Origin of the sequence: Haloarcula ordinaria, from assembly GCF_029338275.1 — an archaeon.
In the GTDB taxonomy this organism is placed as follows: domain Archaea; phylum Halobacteriota; class Halobacteria; order Halobacteriales; family Haloarculaceae; genus Haloarcula; species Haloarcula ordinaria.
This window is the reverse complement of the sequence record NZ_CP119789.1, coordinates 465790-491716: the sequence shown is the minus strand read 5'-3', so window position 1 is coordinate 491716 and position 25927 is coordinate 465790. Positions and strand designations below refer to the sequence as shown.

28 protein-coding genes are annotated in these 25927 nt (G+C 68.1%); 16 read left to right on the top strand and 12 right to left on the bottom strand.

The features are described from left to right. Nucleotides 1-15 precede the first annotated feature (15 nt). Complete coding sequence (locus P1L41_RS02575) at nt 16-1038, bottom strand: methyltransferase (protein ID WP_276297312.1); 1023 nt, start codon at nt 1036-1038, stop codon at nt 16-18. A gap of 120 nt (nt 1039-1158) precedes the next feature. After that, nucleotides 1159-1536: a winged helix-turn-helix transcriptional regulator gene (locus P1L41_RS02570; RefSeq protein WP_276297311.1), complete on the bottom strand. Its 378-nt coding sequence runs from the start codon at nt 1534-1536 to the stop codon at nt 1159-1161. 124 nt (nt 1537-1660) lie between these two features. Between P1L41_RS02570 and serS the strand changes: the two genes are divergently transcribed. Continuing rightward, nucleotides 1661-3043, top strand: a complete 1383-nt coding sequence (gene serS / locus P1L41_RS02565) for a serine--tRNA ligase (RefSeq protein ID WP_276297310.1) — start codon at nt 1661-1663, stop codon at nt 3041-3043. Here the strand turns inward: serS and P1L41_RS02560 are convergent, their stop codons facing one another. The 3 genes from P1L41_RS02560 to P1L41_RS02550 form a co-directional block, all read right to left on the bottom strand. Further along, complete coding sequence (locus tag P1L41_RS02560) at nt 3044-3523, bottom strand: NUDIX hydrolase (protein ID WP_276297309.1); 480 nt, start codon at nt 3521-3523, stop codon at nt 3044-3046. Between the two features lie 178 nt (nt 3524-3701). Beyond that, nucleotides 3702-4040 carry a nuclear transport factor 2 family protein gene (locus tag P1L41_RS02555; protein ID WP_276297308.1) on the bottom strand — a complete coding sequence of 113 codons (339 nt, stop codon included), beginning with the start codon at nt 4038-4040 and terminating at the stop codon, nt 3702-3704. A 34-nt stretch (nt 4041-4074) separates the two neighbouring features. After that, the gene (locus P1L41_RS02550; RefSeq protein ID WP_336399630.1) at nt 4075-5283 is read right to left on the bottom strand and encodes a peroxiredoxin; all 1209 of its coding nucleotides are present in this window, start codon (nt 5281-5283) and stop codon (nt 4075-4077) included. A 97-nt stretch (nt 5284-5380) separates the two neighbouring features. Here P1L41_RS02550 and P1L41_RS02545 point away from each other — a divergent pair, with 97 nt between their 5' ends. Then, entirely contained in the window at nt 5381-5896 is a 516-nt protein-coding gene (locus P1L41_RS02545) for a DUF367 family protein (protein ID WP_276297307.1), read from the top strand. A 158-nt stretch (nt 5897-6054) separates the two neighbouring features. Here the strand turns inward: P1L41_RS02545 and P1L41_RS02540 are convergent, their stop codons facing one another. Further along, nucleotides 6055-7119 carry an enolase-like domain-containing protein gene (locus P1L41_RS02540; RefSeq protein ID WP_276297306.1) on the bottom strand — a complete coding sequence of 355 codons (1065 nt, stop codon included), beginning with the start codon at nt 7117-7119 and terminating at the stop codon, nt 6055-6057. A gap of 115 nt (nt 7120-7234) precedes the next feature. Here P1L41_RS02540 and P1L41_RS02535 point away from each other — a divergent pair, with 115 nt between their 5' ends. Further along, nucleotides 7235-7384 carry a 50S ribosomal protein L40e gene (locus P1L41_RS02535; protein WP_276297305.1) on the top strand — a complete coding sequence of 50 codons (150 nt, stop codon included), beginning with the start codon at nt 7235-7237 and terminating at the stop codon, nt 7382-7384. 60 nt (nt 7385-7444) lie between these two features. Here the strand turns inward: P1L41_RS02535 and P1L41_RS02530 are convergent, their stop codons facing one another. Next, complete coding sequence (locus P1L41_RS02530) at nt 7445-8056, bottom strand: MBL fold metallo-hydrolase (RefSeq protein WP_276297304.1); 612 nt, start codon at nt 8054-8056, stop codon at nt 7445-7447. Between the two features lie 81 nt (nt 8057-8137). Here P1L41_RS02530 and P1L41_RS02525 point away from each other — a divergent pair, with 81 nt between their 5' ends. From P1L41_RS02525 to hisH, 5 genes are all read left to right on the top strand, one after another. After that, nucleotides 8138-8857 (top strand): ThuA domain-containing protein, encoded by a 720-nt coding sequence (locus tag P1L41_RS02525; RefSeq protein WP_276297303.1) that lies wholly within the window; start codon nt 8138-8140, stop codon nt 8855-8857. A gap of 92 nt (nt 8858-8949) precedes the next feature. Continuing rightward, nucleotides 8950-9153, top strand: coding sequence for a DUF5786 family protein (locus P1L41_RS02520; RefSeq protein WP_276297302.1), 204 nt, complete (start codon nt 8950-8952; stop codon nt 9151-9153). Further along, nucleotides 9150-9701, top strand: coding sequence for an endonuclease dU (locus tag P1L41_RS02515; RefSeq protein ID WP_276297301.1), 552 nt, complete (start codon nt 9150-9152; stop codon nt 9699-9701). Before P1L41_RS02520 ends, P1L41_RS02515 begins: the two co-directional genes overlap by 4 nt. A gap of 57 nt (nt 9702-9758) precedes the next feature. Beyond that, a complete protein-coding gene (locus P1L41_RS02510) occupies nt 9759-10346 on the top strand; it encodes a uracil-DNA glycosylase (RefSeq protein WP_276297300.1) in 588 nt (195 codons plus the stop codon). A gap of 379 nt (nt 10347-10725) precedes the next feature. Then, nucleotides 10726-11376: an imidazole glycerol phosphate synthase subunit HisH gene (gene hisH / locus P1L41_RS02505; RefSeq protein WP_276297299.1), complete on the top strand. Its 651-nt coding sequence runs from the start codon at nt 10726-10728 to the stop codon at nt 11374-11376. Nucleotides 11377-11579: 203 nt separating this feature from the next. On the opposite strand, the gene P1L41_RS02500 is transcribed toward hisH, so the two are convergent. Further along, on the bottom strand, nt 11580-11927 hold the full coding sequence (locus P1L41_RS02500; protein ID WP_276297298.1) for a hypothetical protein: 348 nt from the start codon (nt 11925-11927) through the stop codon (nt 11580-11582). 374 nt (nt 11928-12301) lie between these two features. Between P1L41_RS02500 and P1L41_RS02495 the strand changes: the two genes are divergently transcribed. Continuing rightward, a complete protein-coding gene (locus P1L41_RS02495) occupies nt 12302-13975 on the top strand; it encodes a histidine kinase N-terminal 7TM domain-containing protein (protein WP_276297297.1) in 1674 nt (557 codons plus the stop codon). 39 nt (nt 13976-14014) lie between these two features. Here P1L41_RS02495 and P1L41_RS02490 read toward each other — a convergent pair whose 3' ends face one another. After that, entirely contained in the window at nt 14015-14569 is a 555-nt protein-coding gene (locus P1L41_RS02490; protein WP_276297296.1) for a diadenylate cyclase, read from the bottom strand. Nucleotides 14570-14730: 161 nt separating this feature from the next. Here P1L41_RS02490 and P1L41_RS02485 point away from each other — a divergent pair, with 161 nt between their 5' ends. After that, nucleotides 14731-15834: a tRNA (guanine(26)-N(2))-dimethyltransferase gene (locus P1L41_RS02485; protein ID WP_276297295.1), complete on the top strand. Its 1104-nt coding sequence runs from the start codon at nt 14731-14733 to the stop codon at nt 15832-15834. A gap of 1 nt (nt 15835) precedes the next feature. On the opposite strand, the gene P1L41_RS02480 is transcribed toward P1L41_RS02485, so the two are convergent. Continuing rightward, entirely contained in the window at nt 15836-16255 is a 420-nt protein-coding gene (locus P1L41_RS02480) for a hypothetical protein (RefSeq protein WP_276297294.1), read from the bottom strand. A gap of 450 nt (nt 16256-16705) precedes the next feature. Between P1L41_RS02480 and P1L41_RS02475 the strand changes: the two genes are divergently transcribed. Further along, entirely contained in the window at nt 16706-18148 is a 1443-nt protein-coding gene (locus P1L41_RS02475) for an MATE family efflux transporter (protein WP_276298423.1), read from the top strand. A 34-nt stretch (nt 18149-18182) separates the two neighbouring features. Here P1L41_RS02475 and P1L41_RS02470 read toward each other — a convergent pair whose 3' ends face one another. Beyond that, a complete protein-coding gene (locus P1L41_RS02470) occupies nt 18183-18650 on the bottom strand; it encodes an NUDIX hydrolase (protein WP_276297293.1) in 468 nt (155 codons plus the stop codon). Nucleotides 18651-18887: 237 nt separating this feature from the next. On the opposite strand from P1L41_RS02470, the gene P1L41_RS02465 reads away from it, so the two are divergent. Together P1L41_RS02465 and P1L41_RS02460 are read left to right on the top strand one after the other, a co-directional pair. Then, nucleotides 18888-20141, top strand: a complete 1254-nt coding sequence (locus tag P1L41_RS02465) for a YihY/virulence factor BrkB family protein (protein WP_276297292.1) — start codon at nt 18888-18890, stop codon at nt 20139-20141. Next, nucleotides 20138-21025, top strand: coding sequence for a phosphatase PAP2 family protein (locus P1L41_RS02460; RefSeq protein WP_276297291.1), 888 nt, complete (start codon nt 20138-20140; stop codon nt 21023-21025). The genes P1L41_RS02465 and P1L41_RS02460 overlap by 4 nt, the downstream gene beginning before the upstream one ends. Nucleotides 21026-21038: 13 nt before the next feature. Here P1L41_RS02460 and glnA read toward each other — a convergent pair whose 3' ends face one another. Next, nucleotides 21039-22394, bottom strand: a complete 1356-nt coding sequence (gene glnA, locus P1L41_RS02455) for a type I glutamate--ammonia ligase (RefSeq protein ID WP_276297290.1) — start codon at nt 22392-22394, stop codon at nt 21039-21041. A gap of 126 nt (nt 22395-22520) precedes the next feature. Between glnA and lrp the strand changes: the two genes are divergently transcribed. The 3 genes from lrp (at nt 22521) to P1L41_RS02440 (ending at nt 25138) form a co-directional block, all read left to right on the top strand. Further along, the gene (gene lrp, locus P1L41_RS02450) at nt 22521-22979 is read left to right on the top strand and encodes an HTH-type transcriptional regulator Lrp (RefSeq protein ID WP_276297289.1); all 459 of its coding nucleotides are present in this window, start codon (nt 22521-22523) and stop codon (nt 22977-22979) included. 78 nt (nt 22980-23057) lie between these two features. After that, the gene (locus tag P1L41_RS02445; protein WP_276297288.1) at nt 23058-23654 is read left to right on the top strand and encodes a TetR/AcrR family transcriptional regulator; all 597 of its coding nucleotides are present in this window, start codon (nt 23058-23060) and stop codon (nt 23652-23654) included. Continuing rightward, nucleotides 23651-25138 (top strand): MATE family efflux transporter, encoded by a 1488-nt coding sequence (locus P1L41_RS02440; protein ID WP_276297287.1) that lies wholly within the window; start codon nt 23651-23653, stop codon nt 25136-25138. The genes P1L41_RS02445 and P1L41_RS02440 overlap by 4 nt, the downstream gene beginning before the upstream one ends. The last annotated feature ends 789 nt before the right edge of the window (nt 25139-25927 follow it).

Sequence of the window (25927 nt, the reverse complement as noted above, 5' to 3'; positions counted from 1 at the left end):
TGTGCCCGGCGACGACTACCGTCGGGCGACGACCATCGTCTCGGGCCCGGGTAACTCGCGGGCCTCCCCGCCCTCGAAGCCGGCGTCGTGGAGCCACTCGAGACATTGACTCGGCGTGTAGTCGAACCCTTCGGGCGTCTCGATGAGCATGTTCAGGCTCATCAACAGGCCGGTCGCGTTCTCCCGGCGCTCCTCGTCTATCATCGTCCCGTAGACGATGACCGCGCCACCTGGCCGGACCGCGTCGGCCACCTTCGCTAGAATCTCGCGTCTATCTTCGAGCCCCCAGTCGTGGAGGATGTGGCCGAGGACGTAGACGTCCGCCGGCGGCAGCGGGTCGTCGCCGAAGAAGTCGCCGGTCTCGAACGCGATGCGGTCGGCGGCCGGGCTCTCGCTCGCGAACGCCCGGAAGTACGGTTCGACCCGCGGCAGGTCCAACCCGGTCGCCTCGATGTGCTCGTTCGCCTCGGCGATGGTCTTCGGAACCACGCCCTCGCTGGTCCCCAGGTCGACGACCGTCTCGTGGTCGTCCCACGGGAACTCGTGGGCCAGCGCCGTCGCGACGCCCAGACTCAGCCCGGTCATCGCGTCGACGAACTGCTCGAGAATCGCGTCGTCGTGATAGATGACGCCCTCGAAGGGGTGCGTGTCGGGGTCCGCGAGTTCGTTCTGCGTCTCGCCCGTCTGTAGCGCGGTCTCGAGGTCGTCCCAGAACGGGTAGAGCCGGTCGTTGGCCATCTGCAGGAACCCGCCGAGGTACGACGGCTTCCCGGGGACGAGGAACGCGTCTGCCGCCGGGGCGTTTCGGTACCGCCCGTCCTCGCGTTCGAGGAGGTCGAGCGCGACGAGCGCGTCGAGGAAGTCGCGCGAGCCGCGTGGATGGAGGCCGAGTTCCCGTTCGAGTTCCTCACACGTTCTGGGACCGTCGGCGAGACTGTCGAACACGCCGAGGTTCACCGCCGCAAGTGTCGTCTTCGATGCCTGGAAGCCGAGCCCGAGTTCCATGACGTGGTCGGGTGTGGGGCCGTCTGAGTGCATTGGTCTCAGTGGTCGGACTGACCACGTCGATGCTATCGTAGCAGGCCTTAATGAAAGGATTGTGACACGTGTGCGAGTTGGTTGCACGGTCACAACAGAGTTACCGACCGTAACCGTCGGTCACTTCGCCGGGTCGCCCGGTGGCTCCTCGGCCGCCGTCCAGTCGAAGGCCCACTCCTCGAACGCGTCGAAGACGTCTGCGAGCGCCTCGCCGCGCTCCGTGAGGCTGTAGTACGTCGCTATCGGCCGGTCCTCCAGGCGTCGATCGACGAGGTTCCGCTCCTCGAGGTCGCCCAGAACCCGCGAGAGCGTGGCCGAGTCGGCGGTCGACGTCTCCTGGAGCTCGCTGAACTGTTGTTCGCCCCAGAGATGCAGGCAGCGCAGAATCGTCAGCCGCCACTTCGACCCGGTGATTTCGAACGCTCGAGCGACGGGACAGACCTCGAAGACGTCTTGCTCGACACCTGGTTTCGGGGGCAGTGTGTCGTTGCAGTTCATAGGCTAGTGTTGTGCTACTCGTTGCCACACCAAAACTGTACTCCCCTCGTCCCCAGGGTCGGACCGCCTCCGCCCCTCGCCGGGGACCGACACGCCTAATTTCCGCCATCGAGAACCGACGCCCATGTTATCGAGACAGTTCGTCCGGGAGCACCCCGAGACGGTCCGGGACGCCATCGAGCGAAAGGGCGTCACCGGTGTCGACCTCGACGAGATTCTGGCCATCGACGAGGAGTGGCGCGACCTGAAGGCGAGAGGCGACGGCCTGCGCCAGGAGCGCAACGAGGTCTCGACGAAGATTGGCAAACTCAAGCAAGAGGGCGAGGAGGAGGCCGCCCAGGAAGCAATCGACCGCTCCCAGGAACTCAAGGCCGAACTGCAGGACGTCGAGGAGCAGGCCGACGAACTGGAGTCGAAACTGGAGCAGGCCCTCCTGGAACTGCCCAACGTCCCCCACGAGTCGGTGCCCACGGGCGAGGACGAGGGCGACAACGTCGAGCGCTCCCGCGAGGGCTTCGAGGACCTGCGGGACCTGCCCGACGAGGTGATTCCCCACTACGACCTCGGCGAGGACCTGGACATCCTCGACTTCGAGCGCGGCGCGAAGGTCACCGGTGGCGGCTACCAGTTCGTCAAGGGCGAGGGGGCGATGCTCGAACACGCCCTCGTCCAGTTCATGCTCGACGTCCACCGCGAGCAGGGCTACTCCGATATCCTCCCGCCCATCCCCGTCAACTCCGCGTCCATGGAGGGGACCGGCCAGCTCCCGAAGTTCGACGAGGACGCCTACCGCGTCGGCGCGCGCCAGGACGACGACTACGACGAGGACGACCTGTGGCTGCTGCCGACCGCGGAGGTGCCGGTCACCAACATGTACCGCGACGAGATCATGCTCGACGACGACCTCCCCATCAAGCACCAGGCGTTCTCGCCGAACTTCCGGCGTGAGGCCGGCGAACACGGCACCGAGACGCGGGGCTACGTCCGCGTCCACCAGTTCCACAAGGTCGAACTCGTCAACTTCGTGCGCCCCGAGGACAGCTACGACCGCCTCGAATCCTTGCTCGACGAGGCCGCCGAGGTACTCGACCGCCTCGAACTCCCCTACCGCGTCCTGGACATGTGCACCGGCGACATGGGCTTCACGCAGGCCAAGAAGTACGACATCGAGGTGTGGGCGCCCGGCGACGACATGGACGAGGGCCCCGAGGTCGGCGGCCGCTGGCTCGAGGTCTCGTCGGTCTCGAACTTCGAGGACTTCCAGGCGCGCCGCGCCGGCCTGCGCTACCGGCCCGAGCGCCACGAGTCCGCTCAGTACCTCCACACGCTCAACGGCTCCGGGCTGGCCGTCCCGCGGGTACTCGTGGCGATTCTGGAGTACTACCAGAACGACGACGGCACCGTCACCGTCCCCGAGGCGCTGCGGCCGTACATGAACGGTACGGAGCGAATCGAGGGGCAAGAACCCGTCGGCGAGAGCGCCGTCGGTGCGGGCGAGAAGGAGTAATCAGTCGTCGGCGACGGCCCGCTGCTCCGGGAGGTCCGCGACCTGGTGGCAGATGTGTGTGACCTGCGGTAGCGTCGTGGCCGGTAGCGATGCCGGGCCGAACCACCCGAAGTCGTCGATTCCCTCTCCCGTGTCGGGTATCGGGTCCGACAACAGCGCGCAGTCGAACACCGTGTACAGCGACACCGTCGACTCCAGGCTCTCGTGGACGTAACAGAACTGCGCGCACGGACTGCCGACGTGTGACTGACAGTGTAACTCCTCGCGGAGCTCCCGGGTCAGTCCATCCTCGGGGGCCTCGTGTGGATGGACGCCGCCGCCGGGGAGCGTCCAGAACGGCTGGCCGTCCGCGTGGCGTTCCCTGACCAGGAGGACCTTCGACGCGGACGTCACCAGCGCCTTCGCGCCGGTCCGGTACCGGAACTGCCCGGAATCACGCGCCGTCTCGCCGTTTCGGAGGGGGGCCGACGGGTTCGTCATGCACTACATCGTGGCTCTCAGATACGATAAATAGACACCGGCTAAACCGGTAATTCCCGCCTTCGACGCAGGTTCGGACCCGAGCAGTCGTGGGTCGAACCTGGTTCGAGATGGCATCGTCCGCAATCCCTCTCGCGACCGGCTACGACTGCTCGTCAGCCAGGGCCTACCCGGATTCTCAGGCGGTGTACGTCTCGACTCGCCGGATTCGGTCGCCGTCGAACTCGAAGACGTCGACGAAGCGCGCGAGCGGGTCGCCGTCGGCGTCGAGCAGTCTGCCCCGAGCCACGATTTCGTCGGCGTCGCCCTCGCTCGGTTCGTAGACGCCGTCTATTGGGTGGGTCGTGTCGGTCTGCGGGCGCTCCGCGCGCATGAACCGGACGAAGCGGTCCCGACCGTCAATGGTCCGGTCGGGCCGGTCGTGGACGAAGTCCGCGGTGAGCAGATCCGACAGCGCCTGGTAGTCGTGGCCGTCTATCGCCCGGTAGTACGCCCGGGCGCGGTCGTCTATCCCCACGTTTCCCCCCGTCGACCGACCGCGTCACTCGCGGTCATCGCTCGGCCCGGTCCGGCGACTCGTCGGCGGTCCGGTCTCCCGATGAGCCGTCCGCCGGGTCGGTGTCGTCGCCCGGATTGCTCGCTTCCACTTCGGCGTGTATCGCCGCCAGCTCCTCGTCGTCGATGTCCTCGTCGCCCGCCGGCTGCTGTTCGGCCGCACCGGCGGTCCGCTCACGCTCATCTGGTTCCGCCTCGCCGGCTGTGGATGCTGCGTCCGCTTCAGGTTCGACTTCGGCGTCGATGTCGACGTCGAGGGCCGCCGTTTCGCTCTCCGCTCCGGGGAGCAGATCGCCTGCGGCTCCACGGTCACCGTCGCGTCGCAGGTCCACGACGTCCGGCGGCCACTGGTCGGGATCCGGGGGGTCACGGTAGTCACGGGCCGCCTCGAGGCGGCGTTCCGCGTCCTCGCGGAGCGTCCGTCCCGCGACGCCGTTGCCACTGGAGTACTGGTTGGCCGACTTCGCGAGCCACGCTGCGGCCTGCCACAGCGCGTTGGTCTTCGTCTGTGCTCCCTCGTAGACGGTGGCGACGGTCGGGTCGTCGACGAACCGGGCGGCCGTGTCGAACTGGTCTTCGGCGGCCTCGAACTCCTCGCGGGCCTGCTGGAAGTCTCCTTGGGCCAGCATCCACTCTGACTCGTTGAACGACTCCATCGCGGCGGTGAACGCCCGCCGTCCTTCGGTGTAGTGGGCGTGGCCGACCCGGTAGCAGGCGAAGGCGGTGTCGTCGCCGCCCGTCTCGCCGATGGCGTCTTTCACGGGCTCGACGTCCGGGCGCCGGTCCGGGTCGGTCGTGCTCCAGGTGTACTGGACGACGCCGTCGTGGTCGATGACGACGACGGCGCGCTCGACGAGACGCTGGCCGAGGTCGTCGACGAACTCGACGTCGTACTGCCGGGCGACCTCGTGGTCCGTGTCGGCGAGGAGCGGAATCGTGAGGTCGTAGGTGTCGGCGAACGCCCGGTGGCTGTACACCGAATCGGGACTGATGCCGAGGACGGTGACGTCCTTCTGCATCGTAAAGAGGTCGAGCTCCTCGAGGTCACAGGACTGCTCGTCACAGGCCGGGTTGAAGTCGCCGGGGATGAACGCGAGCACGACCACGTCCTCGCCGAGGAACTCCTCGAGCGCCACCTGGCGGTACGACTCATCGACGAACGCCGGTAGCTCGAACCGCGGTGCGGTCGCCCCCACTGCTAACACAGACGATTGTTGCCGCCTTGGTACTTAAGGGTAGGTGTCAGATGGGGCAGTCGGCCCGTGCCGAGGCGCTTTTGCCCGCCGCGACAGTAGTCCGGGCGTGGAACTCCACGTCCGCTACGAAGGTGACGACGACCCGAAGAAGTGCAGCGCCCGCAAACTCGCCAGGTTCGACCTGGCCGAGCTGCACCGCGCGACGCGCTCGACGCCGCCGGGTATCGTCCTCAACCCCTTCGCGGACCAGGCGCTGTCGCCGGCCGACCGCCCCCGCCACGGCGACGGCGCTCGACACGGCCGACTGGTCGCACTCGACTGCTCCTGGGAGACCGCCGAGCGCGAGGCGTTCGACCTCCAGGGTATCCACCGGTCGCTACCCTTCCTGGTCGCCGGGAACCCGGTCAACTACGGGACGCCGTTCCAGCTGAACACCGTCGAGGCCTTCGCCGGCGCGCTCTGTATCCTCGGCGAACGCGACCAGGCCGAGGAGATTCTCTCGAAGTTCACCTGGGGCCACACCTTCCTCGAGCTGAACGAGGAACCACTGGCGCGCTACGCCGACTGCGCGGACTCGACCGACGTCGTCGCGGTCCAGGACGACTACCTCGCCGACGAGTAGTCGCCTCAACGCAGTGGGACCTTCTCGTTGAGCGGCGCTTCACAGTACGGACAGGCCTTGCGGGCATACGCCTCGAACGCGTCCTCTATGTGCTCACCGCAGTTGGGACACCGCATGATACATGTTACCGCACGCGAGTTCTTGTAGGTTCGCCGTTACTACTCAGGGTCGCCGAAGCCGACGCCGATGCCCGTGGGGTCTGCGGGCGGGGCGAGCGGACTCGCGGGCAGGTCCGGCGAGAGGGCCGGCTCGTTGTAGCTGCCCGGCGCGACGTCGTTGGGTGAGTCCGGGTAGCACAGCGACGCCAGCGCCTGGATGTGGTCGCGGCCGACGTCGAGTTCGAACTGGCCGCCCCCGTACAGGTCGATGTCCTCGCGCTCGCAGTACGCGATGGTCTCGAGCACCGATTCGACGGTGCCACAGCGCGAGGGCTTCATGTTCAGCCACTCGGGCTCGAACGGCAGGGACTCGATGCTCTCGACGCCGGTTATCGGGAGGTCCCACGAGACCCGGTCCTCGTGGCCGTCGAAGATGGGGCGGATGCCGCGGGTCAGGTTCGGGTCCTCGACGAGTGCGGACGGGAACCCGTCGACGACCCGGCGGTAGAACACCGGGTCCGGGTCGCTGGCCACGCGCTCGTCCTCGTACAGCCCCTTCATGTCCACGATGCGGACGTCGTACTCCGCGAGTTCGGCGATGAGGATGTCGTCCCAGTCGGGCGTCGGGTCGAGCTTGAACGCGACGTCCGCGTGGATGGACTGCAGAGCGGCGAGGCGGTCGGCCGACGGCGACTCGTCGCTCTCGGGGTCCGACAGCCGGGTCGACGCGACGAACGTGACGGGGTCGTAGGTCCGCCCGAGCGCCGCTCCCAGGGAGGTGCCGGCCTGCTTCAGCGCCAGGTCGAGGGCCGCACTCTCGAAGCCCCAGCGTCGGTAGTGGCGGAACCGCTCTTCCTCGGGCGGGTCGGGCCACAGTTCCACGTCCTCAAGGTGCGCCGAGAACGAATCGAGCGTGTACTCCCCGGCTAGGTCGACCTCGTGGGCCGCGAGCGAGTAGTGCGACTCGTTGGTGTAGGTGACATCCTCGCCGCGTCCCGTCTCGCCCGCCCCCGAGAGGGCGATGGTCGTCGACGCCCGGTCGAAGCCACTGGAGGTCGACCGCTCCTGAACGTCGACGCGACAGGTCTCGACGGTCAGCGGCAGGTCGGCTACGCGTTCGTACATACCTCCTCGGACGGCCCGACGCCCCAAAACACCGCGGGTCGCGTGGGACATCGGTCCCACGTCTCGGCGAGCGGGAAACTCAAAACTTAAACGCACGCACGGGCAACCGGCATCTATGGCTAGTTTCGAGGCTGCATCAGACCGACTTCTGAACAAACAGATCTGCATGCGCTGTAACGCCCGCAACCCGCAGCGCGCCGAGCAGTGTCGCAAGTGTGGCTACGGCAACCTCCGCCCGAAGGCGAAGGAAGTCCGCAACGCGTAATCCGGCCGTTCGCGTTCTGCGTTCCGCGCTACACCGGCGAGCGACTGCTCCACTCGCCGCTCACTCGTCGGGATACTTCGGCTCGCGCCGCTCGGCCCGTTCGAGCGCCCGCTCGACGATTGCTCGCACGTCACCGTGGAAGACGCCGCCGTGGCCCGAGTACATGTCCTCGACGCTGTCGGGCAGCCGGTCGAGCAGGTCCTGGATGCTCTCGATGAGTCGCTCTCGAGACTGGCCGGGCCGGTCAGTGCGGCCGAACGACCCGCCCTCGAACGCGCCGTCGTCGTGGACGACCACGTCGCCCGAGAACAGCGACCGCTCTGAGACGAGCGAGACGTGGTCGTCGGCGTGGCCCGGCGTATACACCACCTCGCAGTCCTCGTCGCCGACCTGGACCGTGTCGCCGTCGGCCAGTTCGTGTGTCCGACGCGGATGCGCGGCGTAGGCGTACAGGTCGGCGTCGAACGCGTCGAGGACGGCGTCGAGCTGCTGGACGTGGTCGCCGTGCTGGTGGGTCAGGACGACGGCGTCGAGCGCATCGGTGTGCTCGAGAATCACGTCGACGACGCCGTCCATCGCACCCGCGTCGACGAGCACCGTCCGGTCCCCGAGCGCGAGATAGGCGTTACAGGTGAACGTCTCGGCGTCGGCAGTGACGTTGTGGACTTCCATGTCGGGTGCGTGGGCGGGCGACCGTTTCAGTGTATCCCCGGCCGGCGCCAGATTTAGGCCGAATCCCCTCGCACCACGTGCATGGTCTCCGTCACCGTCTGGAACGAGTTCGTCCACGAGCAGGAAGACGACGCCGTCGCCGAGGTGTACCCAGATGGCATCCACGCTGTCATCGCCGACGGGCTGGCCGAGCGCGGCCACGAGACTCGGACAGCCACGCTCGAGGAACCCGAGCACGGCCTCACCGAGACCGCGCTCGACGACACCGACGTCCTGGTGTGGTGGGGCCACGTCGCGCACCACGAGGTCGCCGACGACGTGGTCGACCGGGTCGCCGAGCGCGTCAACGACGGGATGGGTCTCATCGTCCTTCACTCGGCTCACGCCTCGAAGCCGTTCCAGCGCCTCTTGGGCACGCCCTGTGACCTCACCTGGCGCGAGGCCGACGAGCGCGAGCGCCTGTGGGTCGTCGATCCCGGCCACCCCATCGCCGACGACCTGGACGACGCGCTGGTCTTCGACGAGGCCGAGACGTACGGCGAACCCTTCGGTATCCCCGAGCCCGACCGCCTCGTCTTCACCTCCTGGTTCGAGGGCGGCGAGGTGTTCCGCAGCGGCTGTTGTTTCCGTCGCGGCCGCGGGCGAATCTTCTACTTCCGACCCGGGCACGAGACGTATCCCATCTACCACCGCGACGACGTCCAGCAGGTGCTCGACAACGCCGTCCGGTGGGCGACGCCGACCGAAGGGGCCGACGCCTACGCCGGCAACCGCAACGTCGACGCCCCGGAGTCGCGCTGAGCCAGCGCTCGACGTCGCAGAATCCGTGCGAATCAATCGTGATACCCGGGCGATTCCTTTTTGGGCGTGAACGACATAGTTTCACACGTATCATGGGGTTTGGGAGCTACGACGAGTCGGAACAGGAAAACCAGGAGTACGACACCGACTTCGACGACGAGGACGGACTCGACGCCGCGGAGAACACCCACGAGGGTGACGTCGAGTACGAGTTCACCGCATCGAACGACGAACTTCTCGACCGGCTGAAAGACATCAAAGAAGACGAAGACGTCAACGAAGACCGAAACACGTGAAAGCGGGGGTCCGTGCGCTCGGTATCGCCGAGTCCTACCGGGACACGACCAGCCACCTCGCGGGCGTCGTCGTGCGTGCCAGCCGCGTCGTCGACGGGTTCGTCTTCGACACCTGTACCGTCGGCGGGAGCGATGCGACCACGGTCGTCCGTGCGATGGTCGACCGACTGGACCGCGAGGACGTCCGCTACCTCCTCCTCTCGGGCATCGCCCTGGCGTGGTTCAACGTCCTCGACCTGCACCGCATCCACGACGAGACTGATCTACCCGTCGTCTCGGTGACCTTCGAGGCCTCGCCGGGACTCGAATCAGCCATCCAGGAGGCCTTCGACGACCCCGACGTCGTCGCCGACCGCCTGTCGACCTACCGCGCCCAGCCCGACCGCCACCCCGTCACGGTGAACGACGAGACGGTGTACGTCCGCGCGGTGGGTCTTCCCGACGCCGAGGCCGCCGACGTCGTCCGCGCGTTCACGCCCGAGGGCGGCCGGCCAGAACCGCTCCGGGTCGCCCGACTGGCCGCGCGGGGACTGGTCGACGCCGACTGACCGTCGACCGCTCGCCGGGACCGCCGCGTTTGATACCCCCGCACGCCAACGACCGGTATGACTCAGATGGACGGCCTCGACGTCGTCGACTGCGAGCGCTGCGAGGAACTCTGTGAATCGCGCTCGCGGATCGTCAACGGCGTCGGCCCCGCGGACGCCGACCTCCTGTTCGTCGGGGAGGCCCCAGGCGCGAACGAGGACGAACAGGGCGAACCGTTCGTCGGCCGCAGCGGCGACGTCCTCGACGAGACGCTCAGGGACGTCGGCCTGGACCGCGCCGACGTCCGCATCACGAACTGCGTGCGCTGCCGGCCGCCGGACAACCGCGACCCCCACGCCGACGAACTCGCGAACTGCCGTGAGTACTTAGAGACCGAAATCGACCGCGTCGACCCCGAGGTGGTCGTCACGCTCGGGAAGGTGCCCGCCCAGCACCTGCTGGACCGGGACGTCGCGGTGACCGGCGAGGCGGGTACGGTCCACGACGTCACCGTCGCCGGAACGCCCCGGCCAGTGCTGGTCTGTGTCCACCCCGCCGCAACCCTGTACGACCCCAGCCAGAAAGAGACGTTCGCCGACACGCTCGCGAAAGCCGCCGACTTCACCGACGACGAGAGCGGGCAGCGACGCATCGGCGATTTCTGAACCACCACTTTTTACCGACCACTTTTTGCTGCGTCGGGTTCGCGCTTCGCGCGAACCACTCTCTGCTCACGGGCGCTGCGCGCCCGTTCGCATGGTCAGCGGGACCTTCGGTCCCGCTCGACTTGCAAAAACGTGGGGAAAAACTGCCGGACGCTCACTCGCTCACGGCGCTTCTCGCCGTTCGCTTGCGAGGTCACTCCGTGACCTCGCTGTTCGCGTCCGGTGAAACGGCCCGCGTTGCTCGCCGTATGCTCGTGCTGCGGGCCTGCCCTTCCCCGCCGGCGCGCCACGGAGGGCGCGCCCGGCCACCGCATCACCACCACTCGCGAAATCTGTCCGAAGGGGAAGCGACTTAGCCTCCGTTTTCGTATCCCCTCCCATGAACGCCAGACAGACCGCCGCGGAGGTGGTCGTCGTCGACTACGGACTGGGGAACCTCCGGAGCGTCACGCGCGGCCTGGAGCGCGCCGGCGCGGACGTGACCCTCTCCGAGGACCCGGCAGAGTTCGCGCGGGCCGACGGCGTCGTCCTCCCCGGCGTTGGCGCCTTCTCCGAGGGGATGGAGAACGCCGGCCCGTTCCGCGAGACGCTGGTCGAACAGGCCGAGGCAGGCACGCCGCTCTTCGGCATCTGTCTCGGGATGCAGATGCTGCTGACCACAAGCGAGGAAGCCGACCACGCCGGCCAGGGCGACGCCGAGGGCCTGGACCTCGTCCCTGGAAAGAACGTCCGCTTCAGCCGTGACCAGACGGTCCCGCACATGGGCTGGAACGAACTCGACGTCCAGCGCGACCACCCGCTCGTGGAGGGCATCGACGGCCAGTACGCCTACTTCGTCCACTCGTACTACGCCGTCCCCGACGACGAGGGCGCGGTCGTCGCCACCACCGACTACGGCGTCGACTTCGCCTCTATCGTCGCCAACGAGGCCGGCAACGTCTTCGGGACCCAGTTCCACCCCGAGAAGTCCGGCGAGACGGGCCTGCACATCCTCCGGAACTTCGTCGACTACTGCGTCGAAAAGCGGTAGCGGCGCAGTTAGCCAGGCGCGCCCTCTGTTGCGCGCCGACGGGGAAGGGCAGGCTTCCAGTCGCATACGCCGAGCGGAGCGAGGCGTTTCACCGGACGCGAGGGCGAAGCCCGAGCGTCCGGCAGTTTTTCCCCACGTTTTTGCAACGGGGGTTCCCGCAGCGAGCGGAGCGAGCGAGGAAACCCCCCGCAGCAAAAAGTGGTCTAGAGGAAATCTCTGACATCCGAGTACCACATGTCGTGGTGGTCGACGGCGTCGATGGCCTCGGCGACGTGGGCGGCGATGACGTGCCAGCACAGCTGGTCGGGGTCGTCGGCGTCGAGGTTGTACTCGCTGTCGGCACAGGTACAGCCGCCGTCCTCGACGATGTACTCGTCGTCGTGGCCGACGACGACGGTGAAATCCCGGTAGCCTTTCACCCGGCTCTCGCCGACGGCTTCGATGGCGCGCTGGCCGCGGTCGCCGTGGGCGTCGACGAGACGCGACACTGCTTCGGGGGTGAGTTCCCCCGCTTCGGCGAGCAGTGCCGTCCACTCGTCGACTGCGGTCACACCACGGCTACGGAGAGGCCCGACAAAACAGCGTCGGCTCTCTGTGTCTGCAGTCGTGTTCGTGAGTACTGACACGAAGAGCCAGAAAGCCCCCGCGCTCACGACTCGGGGGGCTCGCTGCGCTCCTTGCCCTCCGGGCTGCGGTGCTTACGTCGCCCACCGTCCTCAGAAATCAAAGATTTCTGATGGGCTGCACAAGAGCTTCGCTCTTGTGAACGTCGTCCTGAGCGCGGCCCCTTTCAGTCCCGCCCCTGTCGGCTGAACAACCGGCTTTGGCCGGGGCTTTCTGGCTCCCTGAACAGATACCTGTAGAAGTACACACGGCGGGGTCTGGTGCCGGAAACGTCAACACGGAGGGCACGAAGGTTGGACCAATGGCTGTCAGCGTCCCCTGGCTCGCCGTCGGGTCGGTCGCCTCGGGGCTGGGCTCGCTCTACCTGCTCGCCCAGCTGCGCGAGCATCGGGGGAAACCCGGCGCGGATTGGTTCGTCGCCACCATCGCGACCATCACGGTGTGGTGTGTCGCCTACGGCGTCGCCACGCTGGTGGCCGACCCGACGGTCCACCTCGCCCTGGAGATGGTCGTCTGGCTCTGTCTGACCTGGATCGGCTTCTTCTTCCTGGCCTTCGCGCTGGGGTACACCGGTCGGACGGCGCTGCTGGAGGGATGGGTCTTTCGAGCCGGACTGGCGGTCCCGGTGGCGACGTCGGCGCTGGTGCTCACGAACCCGCTGCACGGGCTGGTCTGGCAGGAGTTCCGCGTCGTCGAATCGCTGGGCGGTGCGGCGGCCGAGTACGCTATCCTGCCCGTCGGCAACGTCGCCGTCCTCGTCGCGATGCTGTTCGTCAGTTTCGGGACGCTGCTCGTCTTTGACACCGTGGTCAGTTACGGGCCGCTTTACCGGCGTGAGGCCATCGCCGTCGGGTTGAGCCCCATCCCGCCGGGCTTCGCGCTGCTGGCGTGGGCCGGCGGCGTCGGGCCGGTGGCCAGCCTGACGACGGTCATGTTCCTGCCCCACATCGCGCTGGACACGTACGCGTTCGTCCGCAGCGACATGTTCGAGTTCCACCCGGCGACGCGACGGGCGGGCGAGCGGGCGGCCATCGACGACATCGCGACGCCGGTGGCCATCGTCGACGTCGACGGCCGGGTCGTCAACCTCAACCCCGCCGCCGAGCGGATGCTCGCCGTGGACAAGCAGCCGGCGCTGACCACGCCACTCGGCGACCTGCTGGTCGGCGACAGCGTCAGCGCCGACGGCCAGCCAGCCCAGGTGACCGTCGAGAACGGCGGGTCGCCCCGCGAGTACAAGGTCCGCCAGACCGAACTGCGCGACGAGTCCGGGACCCAACTGGGCTACACCGTGGTGTTCCAGGACGTCACCGACGAGATCCGCCGCGAGCGACGGCTCGAAGTGCTCAACCGCTTTCTCCGGCACAACGTCCGCAACGAGGGCGTCGTCATCCAGGCGCGGGCAGAACTGCTCGCCGAGGACCTGACCGGCGAGCACGCCGACTACGCCGCGACCATCGGGGCCGCGGTGGACCGTCTCGTCGAGTCGGGGACGAAGGCGCGGACGCTCTCGGAGGTCGGTGCCGACGACGAGGCGCTGGTGTCGGTGGACCTCCGTCGGGCGGTCACCGCTGCGGTCGACGGGCTCACCGACGTGCACGGAGGTGAGGTGACCGTGTCGGTGCCCGAGACCCTCGCGCTGACGACCCAGCCCGAACTGCTCGACGTCCTGGTCGAGAACCTCGTCGAGAACGGGCTGGAACACGCCGACGACGCGACCGTCGACGTCACGGCGGCGACCGACGGCGAGGACGTCGTCCTCACGGTCAGCGACGACGGTCCCGGGGTGCCGGAGCACGAGCTCGCGGTCCTCGAGCGCGGCCGCGAGACGGACCTGGACCACGGCAGCGGGATGGGGCTGTGGCTGGTCCGCTGGGCGGCCACCGCGCTGGGCGGGACGCTCTCGTTCGACACGAGCGACGGGACGACGGCCACGGTCAGACTGCCGCGGGACCGGACCGCCAGCGGACCGTAGCCATCGCGTCGGGCGCCTGTCGACCGGCGTCCGGTACGATCATTCGAGTCGCCACCGCCCGCCGAGTTCGCCGTGCTCGTAATCCCGGTACTCGCCGTCCAGAAAGGTCGTGACGCGTCCGTCCTCCTCGCTCAGCGTGATGGCCCACAGCACCTGCTGGCGGGTCGACGCCTCCAGTGCACTCAGGTGTTTGGTCCCCATCCAGCCAGCGGGACTGACGCCGTCGGTTCGTTCGCGTTCGGACACACTGAGGTTCCGGACCCGAACCATCTGCTCCTGTATCGTTCCGTCGCCGGCGACGACGATGGCCCCGTCGCGGCTGAAGGCCACGTCGCGGGCGACCTCGATGAACGCGTCCGACTCCCGCTGGACCACCTGGCACTCGTCGACCGGCCACGTGTTCAGCCCCAGCGGGTCGGTGTAGTTCCCGAAGTCGATGTCCGCGACGATAAGCACGTAGAGGCTCGGCCCGGTCACGTGGCGCTCGTCCCACCGGTCGAACTCGACGCTCAGCGTCTCTGCGGCGTATCTGATGACGTCCATGAGCTCGTGGCTCGTCGCGTACTTCGCTCGCAGGTTGCTCCGGTCTGTCATGGCTTCGATTGGATAGCGACCTCTACGGGACGAGGTCGCTTGTATGTATGTCTCTACTGACAACTCGACCAGAGTCGAACGGCCGAGGGTTTGCCGGACGGTTGCGGCACACGCCGGACGTCGGTCGAACGACTTAACGCCGCCTGTCTGCAGGCTACGGTATGCGCGTCAGCGAGGGACAGGTGACGGTCGAGGTGCCCGAACAGCCCGACGCGGGCAAGGGGGCCGACGTCTTCTTCAACCCCGTCCAGGAGCTGAATCGGGACGTGACGGTGGCGACGCTGCGGGCCTACCGAGAGCGAGACGAGAGCGCCGAGTCGTATCTCGACGCCACCGCGGCGAGCGGCATCCGCGGGGTCCGCGCGGCCGCCGACGGCTGGGAGACGACGCTGTGTGACATCGACGACGAGGCGACGGCGCTCTGTGAACGGAATCTGGAGCGCAACGACCTCGCCGCCGCGGTCCACCGGGAGAACGCCAACGTCCTGATGCACGCCGACGCCTTCGACGTGGTCGACGTCGACCCCTTCGGGACGCCCATCCCCTTCGCCGACGCGGCCATCCAGGGGACGAAACGCCTGCTCTGTGTCACCGCCACCGACACCGCGCCGCTCTGTGGGGCACACTTCGAGAGCGGCGTCCGCTCGTACGGCGCAGTCCCGCGAAACACCGAGTTCCACGCCGAGATGGGGATGCGCGTCCTCCTCTCGGCGATGATTCGGACCGCCGCCCGCTACGACATCGCCGCCCGCCCCGTCCTGAGTCACGCGACGAAACACTACGCCCGGACCTACCTGGAGTTCGACCACGGTGCCCGTGTCGCCAACGACTGCATCGACGACCTGGGCTACGTCTACCACTGCCAGCGCTGCCTCTGGCGGGACCACGACTTCGGCCTCATCGCCGACGCACCAGCCGAGTGCCCCAACTGCGGCGAGCACCTCCAGACGGCCGGCCCCATCTGGCTCGCCCGGACCTGCGAGCCCGCCTTCGCCGACGCGGTCAGCGAGCACCTGAGCGAGGACATGGGCACCGCCGAGAAGGCTGCCGAATTGCTGGCGACGCTCGGGGGCGAACTGGACACGCCGACACACTACGACCAGCACCGCCTCTGTAAGCGCTGGAATCGCGGGGCCGAGGCGATGGACACCTTCGTAGAGAAACTGCACGACTCCGGGTTCGAGGCCTCCCGAACGCACTACGGTGGGACGACGTTCAAGACCGACGCCGACGTGGTCGAGATTCGAGACGCGACCGCCGAGTGATTTAGCGACCGTTGGCGCGTCCTTCTCCGGTCCCGAGCAACGACGAGACCAGGTCGTAGGCCAGCAGGTACAGCGGCCGGACGAAGTAGTTCACCATGCCCGCGAGGCCGAGCAGGCCGCCCAGCGCCTGCACCTCCTCGGGCGTGGCTGACAGCTCGAACACCAGCGGCAGGGTCGCGACGACGACGGCGAGCCACAGCGACCCGAGCAGGTGGTCGACGTTCAGGCCCCCGATGCGCCCGACTGTGGGCTCCGTCGACCGCGTCGCGTACAGGACGACGGCCAGCGCGAGCAGCAGGCCGACCAGCGGCAGCGACGCCCCGACACCGGCGACGCCGAGCACCAGCAGGACGCTGGCGGCGACGAGCAACAGCGCCGTCACCTGTATCGACCCCTCGCGGATGGCCGCTTCCGTCTCCATACCCGCGAGGTCGGCGGGGCCGTGCATAAACCCTGTGAGCCCCCTCCCGGTCGTGTTTCGGTGAGCAATCCCGGGAGTGTACGGCCAGAAAGCCCCCGCTCACCAAGACGTGGGACCGCCGGTCCCACGCGACCCGCGACTCGCTGCGCGCGCTTCGCGTGCTTGCATCGTCCTCAGAAATCGAAGATTTCTGATGGGCTGCGCAAGAGCTCTGCTCTTGCGAACGTCGGGGTTCGCCGATAGCACGGCCCCTTTCAGCCCCGCCCATGCCGGCTGGTCACCCGGCTTCGGGTAGGATTCTCTGGCTCTGTGAACCGACCGCTGTTGAAATACACACGGCCCGCCTCGCCGCAGTGCTGCCCACCACGCCCGTTCTTCGGACACACTCCCAACTGAACCCGGCCCGTTTCTCAAGGGCTTTCAGGGCTCGCTCCGAAGCCAGCGCAAGTGGTGCGCTCCGCTCTCAACCCCGTCCGTGCCGTCCTGCTGGTCGTCGCCGCCGTGCTCACACGACTGGGGCTGGCCGACCGCGACAGGCTGGAGCGAGCGACGGCCCTCTCCTGGCCCCGCATCGTCACCGGCCTCGCCCGGATGTCGAAGTCGACGGCCGACGTCGCCATGGTCGGTATCGCGCTCGGGCCGGCGGCAATCGCCGGCGTGGGGTTCGCGACGCCGTTCTGGGAACTGGCCTTCGCGCTCGGCGGGGGCCTCGCCGGGGCGACTATCGGGATGGTCTCCCAGCGTTACGGTGCCGACGCCCGCGAGGAGCTGGGGCTGACGGTCACGACCAGCGCCGCCGTCGCGCTGGCCCTGACGCTCCCGCTGTCGGCCGCCTACTGGTGGCTCCCCGGGCTCCTCGTCGACCTCGTCGGGTCCGGATCGGGCGCACAGGCCGTCGGCTACGGCGCTCGGTACCTCCAGGTCGTCGGCCTCGGGGTCCCGTTCGCCGCGCTGAACCTCGTCGCGAGCCGCACACTCGTCGGAGTCGACGACGCCTACGTGCCGATGGTCCTCCGGGGGAGCGGCGCGGTCATCAACGTCGGGCTCAACGCCGTGCTCATCTTCGGCTTCGGGCTGGGTGTCGTCGGCGCCGCCATCGGGACGGTGGTCGCCAACGCGCTCGTCACCGTGACGTTCGCCGTCGGCCTCGCCCGCGGTGGGCTGCCCGGGCTCCCGTTCCCAATCCGGATTCCGCTCTCGCGGCCCTACTTCGACCGGGCGCTCGCCGACGACCTCGTCGAGGTCGGCCTCCCGCTCGTCGGGACGCACCTCGCCCGGACCGGCGCGCAGTTCCCGCGGCTGTTCGTCGTCGGCCTGTTCGGCCCCGGTGTCGTCTCGGCGTACGTCGTCGCGCTCCGGGTTCGCGCCCTGCTCGATACGCCCAACTGGGGGCTGAGTCTCGCCTCCAGCAGCCTCGTCGGCCAGGCCCTCGGAAAGAACGACGAGGCCGACGCCACCGCCTGGGCGAGCGACGTCTTCCGGCTGAGCGTCGGCGTCTACCTGCTCGTCGCTGCGACGACCGTCCTGTTCTCCCGGCAGATCGCCGGGGTATTCGTCGACGACCCCACCGTCGTCGGCCAGGTCACCGTCTTCGTCGCCGTCGCGTGTCTCAGCGTCGTCTTCCGCGGCGTCGACGGCGGTGCCACTGGCCCACTCAGAGCCAGTGGGGACACGCGCTGGCCGCTGTACTCCCAGCTCGCCGGGATGTACCTCTTCGCGCTGCCGGTGGCCGTGCTCGGCGTCCTCCTCCCGTCGGTCGGCGTGTTCGCACTCTACGCGTCGCTGCTAGTCGAGACGGCCGTCCCGGCGAGCATCACCTACCACCGCTTCCGGTCGGGCGCCTGGCAGGTCGTCAGTCGCTCATACCGGCCAGACGCAGCGCTGGACGACTAGCTATCGCTCGGCACGTTCGGCCGGAGGAACGTCCTCAGTCGGCGGCGACGCGCGGGGCCGACTGCGCGTCGGTCCCGGTCGAGAGGGCGTGGAGGTAGTCGTCGAGGTCGAGTGCGAAGGCGTCCTCCGCGGGGAGCTCGATCCAGGAGAACTCGAACTCGACGCCCTGTTCCGCTCCGTCGCCGGTGACAGTGTGTGTCCAGGAGTCGCGGGACTCGTGGACCGTCGCGTGGTAGAAGTTCCGGACGTACCGCTTGGGCGGGGACTCCCTCCGGGTCCAGACGTCGGTGACGACGTGACGGAGGTCCTCGATGGTCGCGAGCCCGCTCTCCTCGATGACCTCCCGGTACAGCGCTTCGCGAGGCACTTCGCCCGACTCGACGGTCCCCTTCGGTATCTGTAGCCCGTCGTGGCCCGGTCCCTCGAACACCAGTAGTTCCGACCCGTTTCTGGTGACGTAGGCACAGGCTTTGGTGACATGTTCAATTTTCCGCGCTGACATAGGTCCGAGTTATCGCCTATCCCGTATAATAGTGGTCAAATATGGGCCTAATATAATAATATGTGGTTGGATGGCCACAATGGTGGGGAAGATTCGCCAAACGAGCGGTCTGCTGACCTGGATACCTGTGCGGAGCTGGCGCCGGCGCAGGAGGCCAGGACCGTGTTCGACGGCGATGTGAAGCCCGTCGGACCGGGAGACGGGTATCTATAAACAACAGCCACCCGACATCCCGCCGTGAACACCGCCCGGGTGCAGTCCGTCGTTCGCGACCTCGTCGACACTGTCCGGACCGAGCAGGTCTCCTTCCTCGCCGCCAGCATCGCGTACTACATGTTCGTCTCGGTGATTCCGCTGCTGTTGCTGGCGCTGGTCGTCGGATCGCTGCTGGGCGGCGAGGCGTTCGCGGCGCGGGTCGTCGGTGCGGCGGCGTCGGCGCTCACCCCGGCCGCCCAGGGCGTCCTGCTGAACGCGCTGACGAGTGCCGTCGGGCGGAGCGGCGCGACGGTGCTCGGCCTCGTGGTGATGCTGTGGGGGGCCCTGAAGCTGTTCCGCGGCCTCGACCTGGCGTTCGCCCGTATCTACGGCAGCGCCGAGAGCGAGTCGCTACTGGACCAGTTTCGTGACGCGCTGTCGGCGCTGCTGGGAATCGGCCTGGCGCTCGCCGGCCTCGGCGTCGTCGCGGGGATCGGGACGGTCCTCGGCGTCGAGTTCGCCGTCGGCGGCCTCCTGCTGATACCCGTCCTCACGGTGGCGTTCTTCCCGCTGTACTACGTCTTCCCCGACGAGGCGATGACCGTCCGGGCGGCGGCACCGGGCGCCGTCTTCGCCGCCGCCGGCTGGACCGTGCTCGGGACCGCGTTCGGCATCTACGCCGCCCAGGCGGACAGTTTCCAGCTGTACGGCGTCGTCGGCGGCGTGCTCCTGCTCGTGACGTGGTTCTACTTCGCCGGGCAGATTCTGCTGGTCGGCGCCGCGCTCAACGCGGTGCTCGCGGGTGTCCGGGACCGGCAATTACAACACGAACCGCTTCGAGAGCTCGGCAAAGCGATGAGCGAGGACGCAGATGCACGCGCCGGTGACACGCCGCCGCCCGACGACGGCGACGCCAGCGTCGGCGGGTCGCCGGACGACCTGACCGACGAGGAACTCGCAGCGCTCCGCGAGGAGTTCGAGTCGTTCCGCGAGGACGTCGACGACCGGACGCTCCACCGCGAGGACGTCGAGCAGGACCTCAAGCGGTACGTCCGCCGGCGGATGCGCCGGGGCCACGCCCGCGGCTGGGGGCCCTACGTGGTCTTGCTGTACGGGACGCTGATGACGCTGGGCGCGTTCTACTATCTGGATGGCGTCTGGGCTGTGCTGTCGATGCTGGTGGTCTGGCTGTCGGTGCTCGGCCTGTACGTCGTGATGCTGGTCGTCGGCGTCACGTTCACCGCCGCCGGCGTCCCCAGTCGGGTCGCCGACCGGGTCCGCGATTGGCGCGAATGAGCCGCGCTGTCGGCGTCACCGACCTCCTCTCGGACCTCCCGGCGCTCGTCGTCGTCGCGTTCGCACTCGTCACGCAGCTCGGTGACCTCTGGTTCGTCGGGACGGCGACCGTCCTCGCGTACCTCCTGGGCTCGCGGCTCCCGCGTCTCGGCCGGGGACTGACCCGCGACCGCGCGGCGATGCTGGTCGCGTTGCTCGCCGCCGCCATCGCGGTCACGGTCTCGCTGAAAGCGCTGTTCGCGCTCCCTCGACCGCCCGGTGCGGGGACGGCGGCCTACGCCGACCGGCTCCCGGCGGCCGTTCGCGACCTCTATGCTTCGATGGCGACCGGTGACGGCTTTGGCTTCCCCAGCGGCCACGCCATCGCCACGACGCTCGTCTGGGGTGGGTTCGCGTGGGCGCTGCGAGTCGGCACCGAACGCCAGCGGTGGACCGTCGCCGGCGTCGTCGTCGCGCTGGTCTCGCTCTCCCGGCTGGTGCTCGGCGTCCACTATCTCGTCGACGTGGTGGCCGGCGTCGCCGTCGCCGCGGCCGTACTCTGGGCCGCCGTGCGGCTGTTGGGACGACCCGACCGCGTGTTCGCCCTCGTCACCGGGCTCGGACTCGTCGCGCTCCTGGCCGGCGGCGTCACCTACGAGACGGCAGGTGTCGTGGGGATGGGGGTCGGCGGCGTCGTGGCCTCGGGTGCACTGGACCCCGTGCCCGAGTCGACCCCACAGGGCGCGGCCACGACGCTGGCACTCGGCGGACTGTTCGGCGCTGCCGGCGGCGGGGTCGTTCTGACGTTCGGTCCGGTGGCGCCGCTCGTCGCCCTCCTTGCAGCCGTCGGGACCGGCGGGCTGCTGGCGCTGCCGCTGGTCGGTGAGCGCGTCGCGAAAAAATAGCGGTGATGACCGGTTAGAACTTCTCGAGGTACTGGTCGAGCTCCCACTGGGAGACGTCGACGAGGTACTCCTTGTGCTCCTGGCGCTTGGCCTCGACGAAGTTCTCGAAGACGTGCTCGCCGAGCGCGTCGGAGATGACTTCGTCGCTCTCGAGTTCGTCGACGGCTTCGCCGAGGTTCTCGGGCAGCGTGGTGATGCCGTACTCCTCGCGCTTGGCCTCGTCGAACTCGTAGATGTTCTCGCGGACCGGGTCGTCGCACTCGAGGTCGCGTTCGATGCCGTCCAGACCGGCGTGGATGAGCGCGGCGAAGGCGAGATACGGGTTACACGACGGGTCGGGGAAGCGGGCCTCGATACGCGAGGCGGCCGGGACGCGGGCGGCCGGCTTGCGGATGAGCGCCGAGCGGTTCCGGTCGGACCAGGCGACGTAGACGGGTGCCTCGTAGCCCGGGACCAGGCGCTTGTAGGAGTTCACGGTCGGGTTGGTGACGGCCGTGATGGCGGGCGCGTGGTCGAGGATACCGGCGACGAAGCTCTTCGCCGTGTCGCTCAGGTTGAACTCGTCGTTCTCGTCGTGGAACGCGTTCTCGCCGTCCTCGGTGAACAGCGAGATGTGGGTGTGCATCCCCGAGCCGTTGATGCGCGGAATCGGCTTGGGCATGAACGTCGCGTGCAGGTCGTGTTCGGCCGCGATGGCGCGGACGACGGACCGGAACGTGGCGACGTTGTCGGCCGTCGACAGGGCGTCGTCGTACGTGAAGTTGATCTCGTGTTGACCCTCGGCGACCTCGTGGTGGGAGGCTTCGATGTTGAAGCCCATGTCCTCGAGTCCGTAGATAATCTCACGGCGGACGTCGCTCGCGAGGTCCTTCGGTGCGAGGTCGAAGTAGCCACCGGCGTCGTTGGTCTTCGTGGTGGCACGGCCGTCCTCGTCCTCCTCGAACAGGAAGAACTCCGGCTCGGGGGCGGCGTTGACCTCGTAGCCCATGTCCTCGGCACGCGCGATGGCGCGCTTCAGAACGCCACGCGGGTCGCCGGAGAACGGCTTGCCGGTCGACGTATCGATGACGTTACAGATGAGTCGAGCGCTGGAGCCGCCCTCGACGTTCTCTCGCCACGGGAGGATGGAGAAGGTCGTGGGGTCGGGGTCCAGACGCATGTCGGACTCCTGAATCCGTACGAAGCCGTCGATAGACGACCCGTCGAAGTAGATGCCTTCGGTGAACGCCTTCTCGGCCTGGTCGGCCGTGATGGAGACGTTCTTCACTGTTCCGAGGATGTCGGTGAACTGCAGGCGCAGGAAGTCGACGTTCTTCTCGTCGATTTCGTCGAGGACGTCCTGGGCCTCGTCCGAGAGTTCGCTTGTCATATTGGGACACCAGATAGGAACGTCGCTACTACTAAAACCCTGCTGTTTTGCGCAAACATTCCGCCGTTCCCGACTGCATCTGGACATTCGTAAAATTCTAATCCCTGGGGGGCGTGTCGGGATGTAATGACGTACGAAAATCTCGACCGGAAGTTAGTGAATGCACTCCTCGGCGATGGCCGAGCGAGCCTCCGAAGCCTCGGAGAGGACCTGAACGTCTCGGTGACGACCGTCTCGAATCACCTCTCTGCCCTCGAAGACGAGGGGGTCATCAACGGGTACACACCGAAGCTTGATTACGACGCCCTGGGGTACGACGTCACGGCCATCATCCAGCTGAAAGTCGAGGGGTCGGCGCTGCCGACGGTCACCGAGAACCTCAAAGAGCACGAGCAGATGATCTCGGTCTACGAGGTCACCGGCGACTACGACATCATCGCCGTCGGGAAGTTCACGGACACCGACGGGATGAACGCCCAGATCAAGAAACTGCTCACGGACCCCGAGATCAAGGAGTCCAACACCTCGGTCGTGCTCAACGCCGCCGCCGAGAACGAGCAGTTCGAGCTCGAAATCGACGAGTAATCAGTTCCTTCGGTTCATCGAACCCGCCAGCGCCGCGAAACGACACCCTCTTGACTGACCAGTCAGTCAGTTCTAGCAATGAGTGACGGCGACCCCGCCGACGACATCATGACGGCGACGTACCGCGCCCTCTGTACCCACGGGTACGCCGACCTGACGATGCAGGACATCGCCGACGAGTCATCGAAGAGCAAGGCGGCCCTCCACTACCACTACGACAGCAAACACGACCTGCTGTGTGCCTTCCTCGAGTACCTCTACGACCGGTTCGTCGAACGCACGAGCGACCCGGCCGGGGCTGACCCCGCCGCGCAGCTGCGCTCGCTCGTCCAGACGGTGCTCGACAAGCCGGAAGACGACCGTGAGGCCTTCGAGACGGCCGTCCTCGAGATCCGCGCCCAGGCCCCCTACGAGCCGGGCTTCCGCGAGCGGCTCACTCGGTTCGACGACTACCTGGCTGGCGAGTTCGAGCGGCTGCTGGAGGCCGGCATCGACGACGGCGTCGTCGACCCGGCCGTCGACCCTGCGGACACCGCGACGTTCCTCGTCACGATGTTGACCGGCGCGGCGACCGAGCGCGTCACGGCCGGCCGGTCGGTCGAGTGCACCAGGCGGATGCTCGCGGAGTACGTCGAATCGCACCTCTTGACCGACGCCACGGAGGCCCAGCTGTGAGTCTCAGGGACCGACTGGAACGCGTCGGCGAGCGCGTGAGTGGGCTGTTCAAGGGCCAGGAGGACCTGGATCTGACGAGCGGTGACATCGGCAGGCCCCTGCTCTTCCTCTCGATGCCGATCGTCGTCACCAACCTCCTCCAGGTCGCCTACAACCTCGCCGACACGTTCTGGCTGGGCCAGTACTCGACGACGGCGCTGGCGGCCATCTCCTTCGCGTTCCCGATGATATTCCTGCTCATCTCGCTGGGGATGGGTCTCTCCGTGGCCGGTAGCGTGCTGGTCGCCCAGCACACCGGCGCCCAGGAGCACCGCGAGGCCGAGTACGCGGCCTCACAGACGGTCACCTTCGCGCTCATCGCGTCGATACTGCTCGGCGTTGCCGGCTTCTTCTTCGTCGGGGACTTCCTGGCGCTGCTGGGGGCGTCCGACCAGGTGCTGCCGGGGGCGACCGGCTACCTCCAGGTCGTCTCGCTGGGCCTGACGGCCATGTTCGGCTTCTTCGTGTTCATCTCGCTGATGCGGGGGGCCGGCGACACCGTCACGCCGATGCTCGTCATGCTCGGAACAGTGATTCTGAACATCGTCCTCGACCCGTTCCTCATCTTCGGCTGGGGGCCGTTTCCCGAGATGGGGGTCGTCGGGGCGGCCGTCGCGACGATATTCTCCCGCGGCGTGGCGCTTGCGGTCGGCGTGAGCATCATGCTCCGCGGGAACCACGGCGTCCAGATTCGCCCGCGTGACATGGTCCCCGACCGCGAGTACCTGGTGAAGCTCCTCCGGCTGGGCGTGCCCGCCTCGCTCGAAGGCACCGGCCGTGCGCTGTCGGTCAACGCCATGCTGTTCATCGTCGGGACCTTCTCGGTGACGGTGGTCGCGGCCTTCGGCGTCGGCATCCGCGTCTTCTCGCTGGTGTTCATGCCCGCTATCGCGATGGACCGCGGCGTCGAGACGATGACCGGCCAGAATCTCGGGGCGGGCCGGCCCGACCGGGCCGCGACGGCCAACCACTTCGCGGCGAAGGTGTCGTTCGTCCTGTTGACGGCCCTGGGTCTCGTGACCATCTTCGCCGCCCCGACCGTCGTCAGCGTGTTCAGCGACGACCCCGAGGTGGTCCGCATCGGCGCGGAGTTCCTCCAGTGGGTCGCGCCGACGTTCGGCTTCATCGGCATCGTTCGGGCCTACTCTGGGGGCTTCCGGGGCGCCGGTAAGACCCTGACTGCGGCGGCCCTGGCGGTCACGATGCTGGGGATCATCCGTCTCCCGGTCGCCTGGGTCGCCTCCCGACCCGTCGACGTGCCGGCGTGGCTCGGCCCGGCGGTCGTCGACCTCTTCGCGCGTTCGCTCGCCGAACAGGGCATCTGGCTGGCGTTCGGCGTCTCGAACGTGTTGGCGGCGGGCATCGCCGCCGCGTGGTTCCTCCGGGGGACCTGGCGCACCGCCGACCCGCGCGGGGAGGCCGACCCCGCGGTGGCCGACGACTGACGCCGACTCGGCGGGACCTCTTGAGTCCGGCCGTGTGACAGCCGTCTGACGTACGTTCTTGGGGGACGACGTGCATGCAGCTCCCATGCACGCCGACACCGACCCGGACGACGACGTCGGTGAGGGACTCCTCTCGGTGTTCGGTGCCCCGTTGCTCGACGCCCTCGACGGCGACAGCGACCGGCAGGCCGCCCGGGCGCTCGCGCTGCTGGCCGACGCGGACCCCGACCTGGTCGAACCGCTCGCCGGTCGACTGCTCGACCGCCTGCCAGACGCAACCGACCGCGAGTCGCTGGTCCGGACGCTCTCGACGCTCGCTCAGGACCACACCGACGCGGTCCGAACGGCCCTGGACGAGCGCGGCGTCCGCCGGTCGGTCAGAGCCGCCATCGCCGACACTGATGGATGGACCTTCGCCGAACGCGCCGACGGTGGCACCGACGTCGCCGGCGCGGTCCGCCAGGTCGTCGAGACGGACGACCCGCGCCCATCAGGCCCCGGTGTCGTCGAACGTACCGGGACGACGGAGGGTCGCGAGGCCGACGCCGACCGGGGCGCCGAACGCCAACACCGCGGCGACCCGGCGGCCGTCGACCGGCGTGACCGCATCGAACGCGCCGAGAACTCCCGTGCCTTCCGCGCTATCGACATGCTGGGCGCGTTCGACGACCTCTCCGTCGTCGAACCCGAGCAGGCGGTCCGCTACGGGTCGGTCCTGCGGACCCAGGCGACGCTCTCCGGCGACGTGCTCGGGGTCGCCCTGCGACTGTTCGACCTGCCCGACGACGC

Bases quoted from the DNA above. Each gene is read 5' to 3' on its own strand.
- P1L41_RS02490 (WP_276297296.1), bottom strand. From the start codon at position 14,569: ATGACAGACCGGAGCAACCTGCGAGCGAAGTACGCGACGAGCCACGAG.
- hisH (WP_276297299.1), top strand. From the start codon at position 10,726: ATGAACGCCAGACAGACCGCCGCGGAGGTGGTCGTCGTCGACTACGGA.
- glnA (WP_276297290.1), bottom strand. From the start codon at position 22,394: ATGACAAGCGAACTCTCGGACGAGGCCCAGGACGTCCTCGACGAAATC.
- P1L41_RS02525 (WP_276297303.1), top strand. From the start codon at position 8,138: ATGGTCTCCGTCACCGTCTGGAACGAGTTCGTCCACGAGCAGGAAGAC.
- P1L41_RS02470 (WP_276297293.1), bottom strand. From the start codon at position 18,650: ATGTCAGCGCGGAAAATTGAACATGTCACCAAAGCCTGTGCCTACGTC.
- P1L41_RS02570 (WP_276297311.1), bottom strand. From the start codon at position 1,536: ATGAACTGCAACGACACACTGCCCCCGAAACCAGGTGTCGAGCAAGAC.
- P1L41_RS02560 (WP_276297309.1), bottom strand. From the start codon at position 3,523: ATGACGAACCCGTCGGCCCCCCTCCGAAACGGCGAGACGGCGCGTGAT.
- P1L41_RS02520 (WP_276297302.1), top strand. From the start codon at position 8,950: ATGGGGTTTGGGAGCTACGACGAGTCGGAACAGGAAAACCAGGAGTAC.
- P1L41_RS02575 (WP_276297312.1), bottom strand. From the start codon at position 1,038: ATGCACTCAGACGGCCCCACACCCGACCACGTCATGGAACTCGGGCTC.
- serS (WP_276297310.1), top strand. From the start codon at position 1,661: ATGTTATCGAGACAGTTCGTCCGGGAGCACCCCGAGACGGTCCGGGAC.
- P1L41_RS02445 (WP_276297288.1), top strand. From the start codon at position 23,058: ATGAGTGACGGCGACCCCGCCGACGACATCATGACGGCGACGTACCGC.
- P1L41_RS02540 (WP_276297306.1), bottom strand. From the start codon at position 7,119: ATGTACGAACGCGTAGCCGACCTGCCGCTGACCGTCGAGACCTGTCGC.
- P1L41_RS02510 (WP_276297300.1), top strand. From the start codon at position 9,759: ATGACTCAGATGGACGGCCTCGACGTCGTCGACTGCGAGCGCTGCGAG.
- lrp (WP_276297289.1), top strand. From the start codon at position 22,521: ATGACGTACGAAAATCTCGACCGGAAGTTAGTGAATGCACTCCTCGGC.
- P1L41_RS02495 (WP_276297297.1), top strand. From the start codon at position 12,302: ATGGCTGTCAGCGTCCCCTGGCTCGCCGTCGGGTCGGTCGCCTCGGGG.
- P1L41_RS02535 (WP_276297305.1), top strand. From the start codon at position 7,235: ATGGCTAGTTTCGAGGCTGCATCAGACCGACTTCTGAACAAACAGATC.
- P1L41_RS02460 (WP_276297291.1), top strand. From the start codon at position 20,138: ATGAGCCGCGCTGTCGGCGTCACCGACCTCCTCTCGGACCTCCCGGCG.
- P1L41_RS02480 (WP_276297294.1), bottom strand. From the start codon at position 16,255: ATGGAGACGGAAGCGGCCATCCGCGAGGGGTCGATACAGGTGACGGCG.
- P1L41_RS02530 (WP_276297304.1), bottom strand. From the start codon at position 8,056: ATGGAAGTCCACAACGTCACTGCCGACGCCGAGACGTTCACCTGTAAC.
- P1L41_RS02485 (WP_276297295.1), top strand. From the start codon at position 14,731: ATGCGCGTCAGCGAGGGACAGGTGACGGTCGAGGTGCCCGAACAGCCC.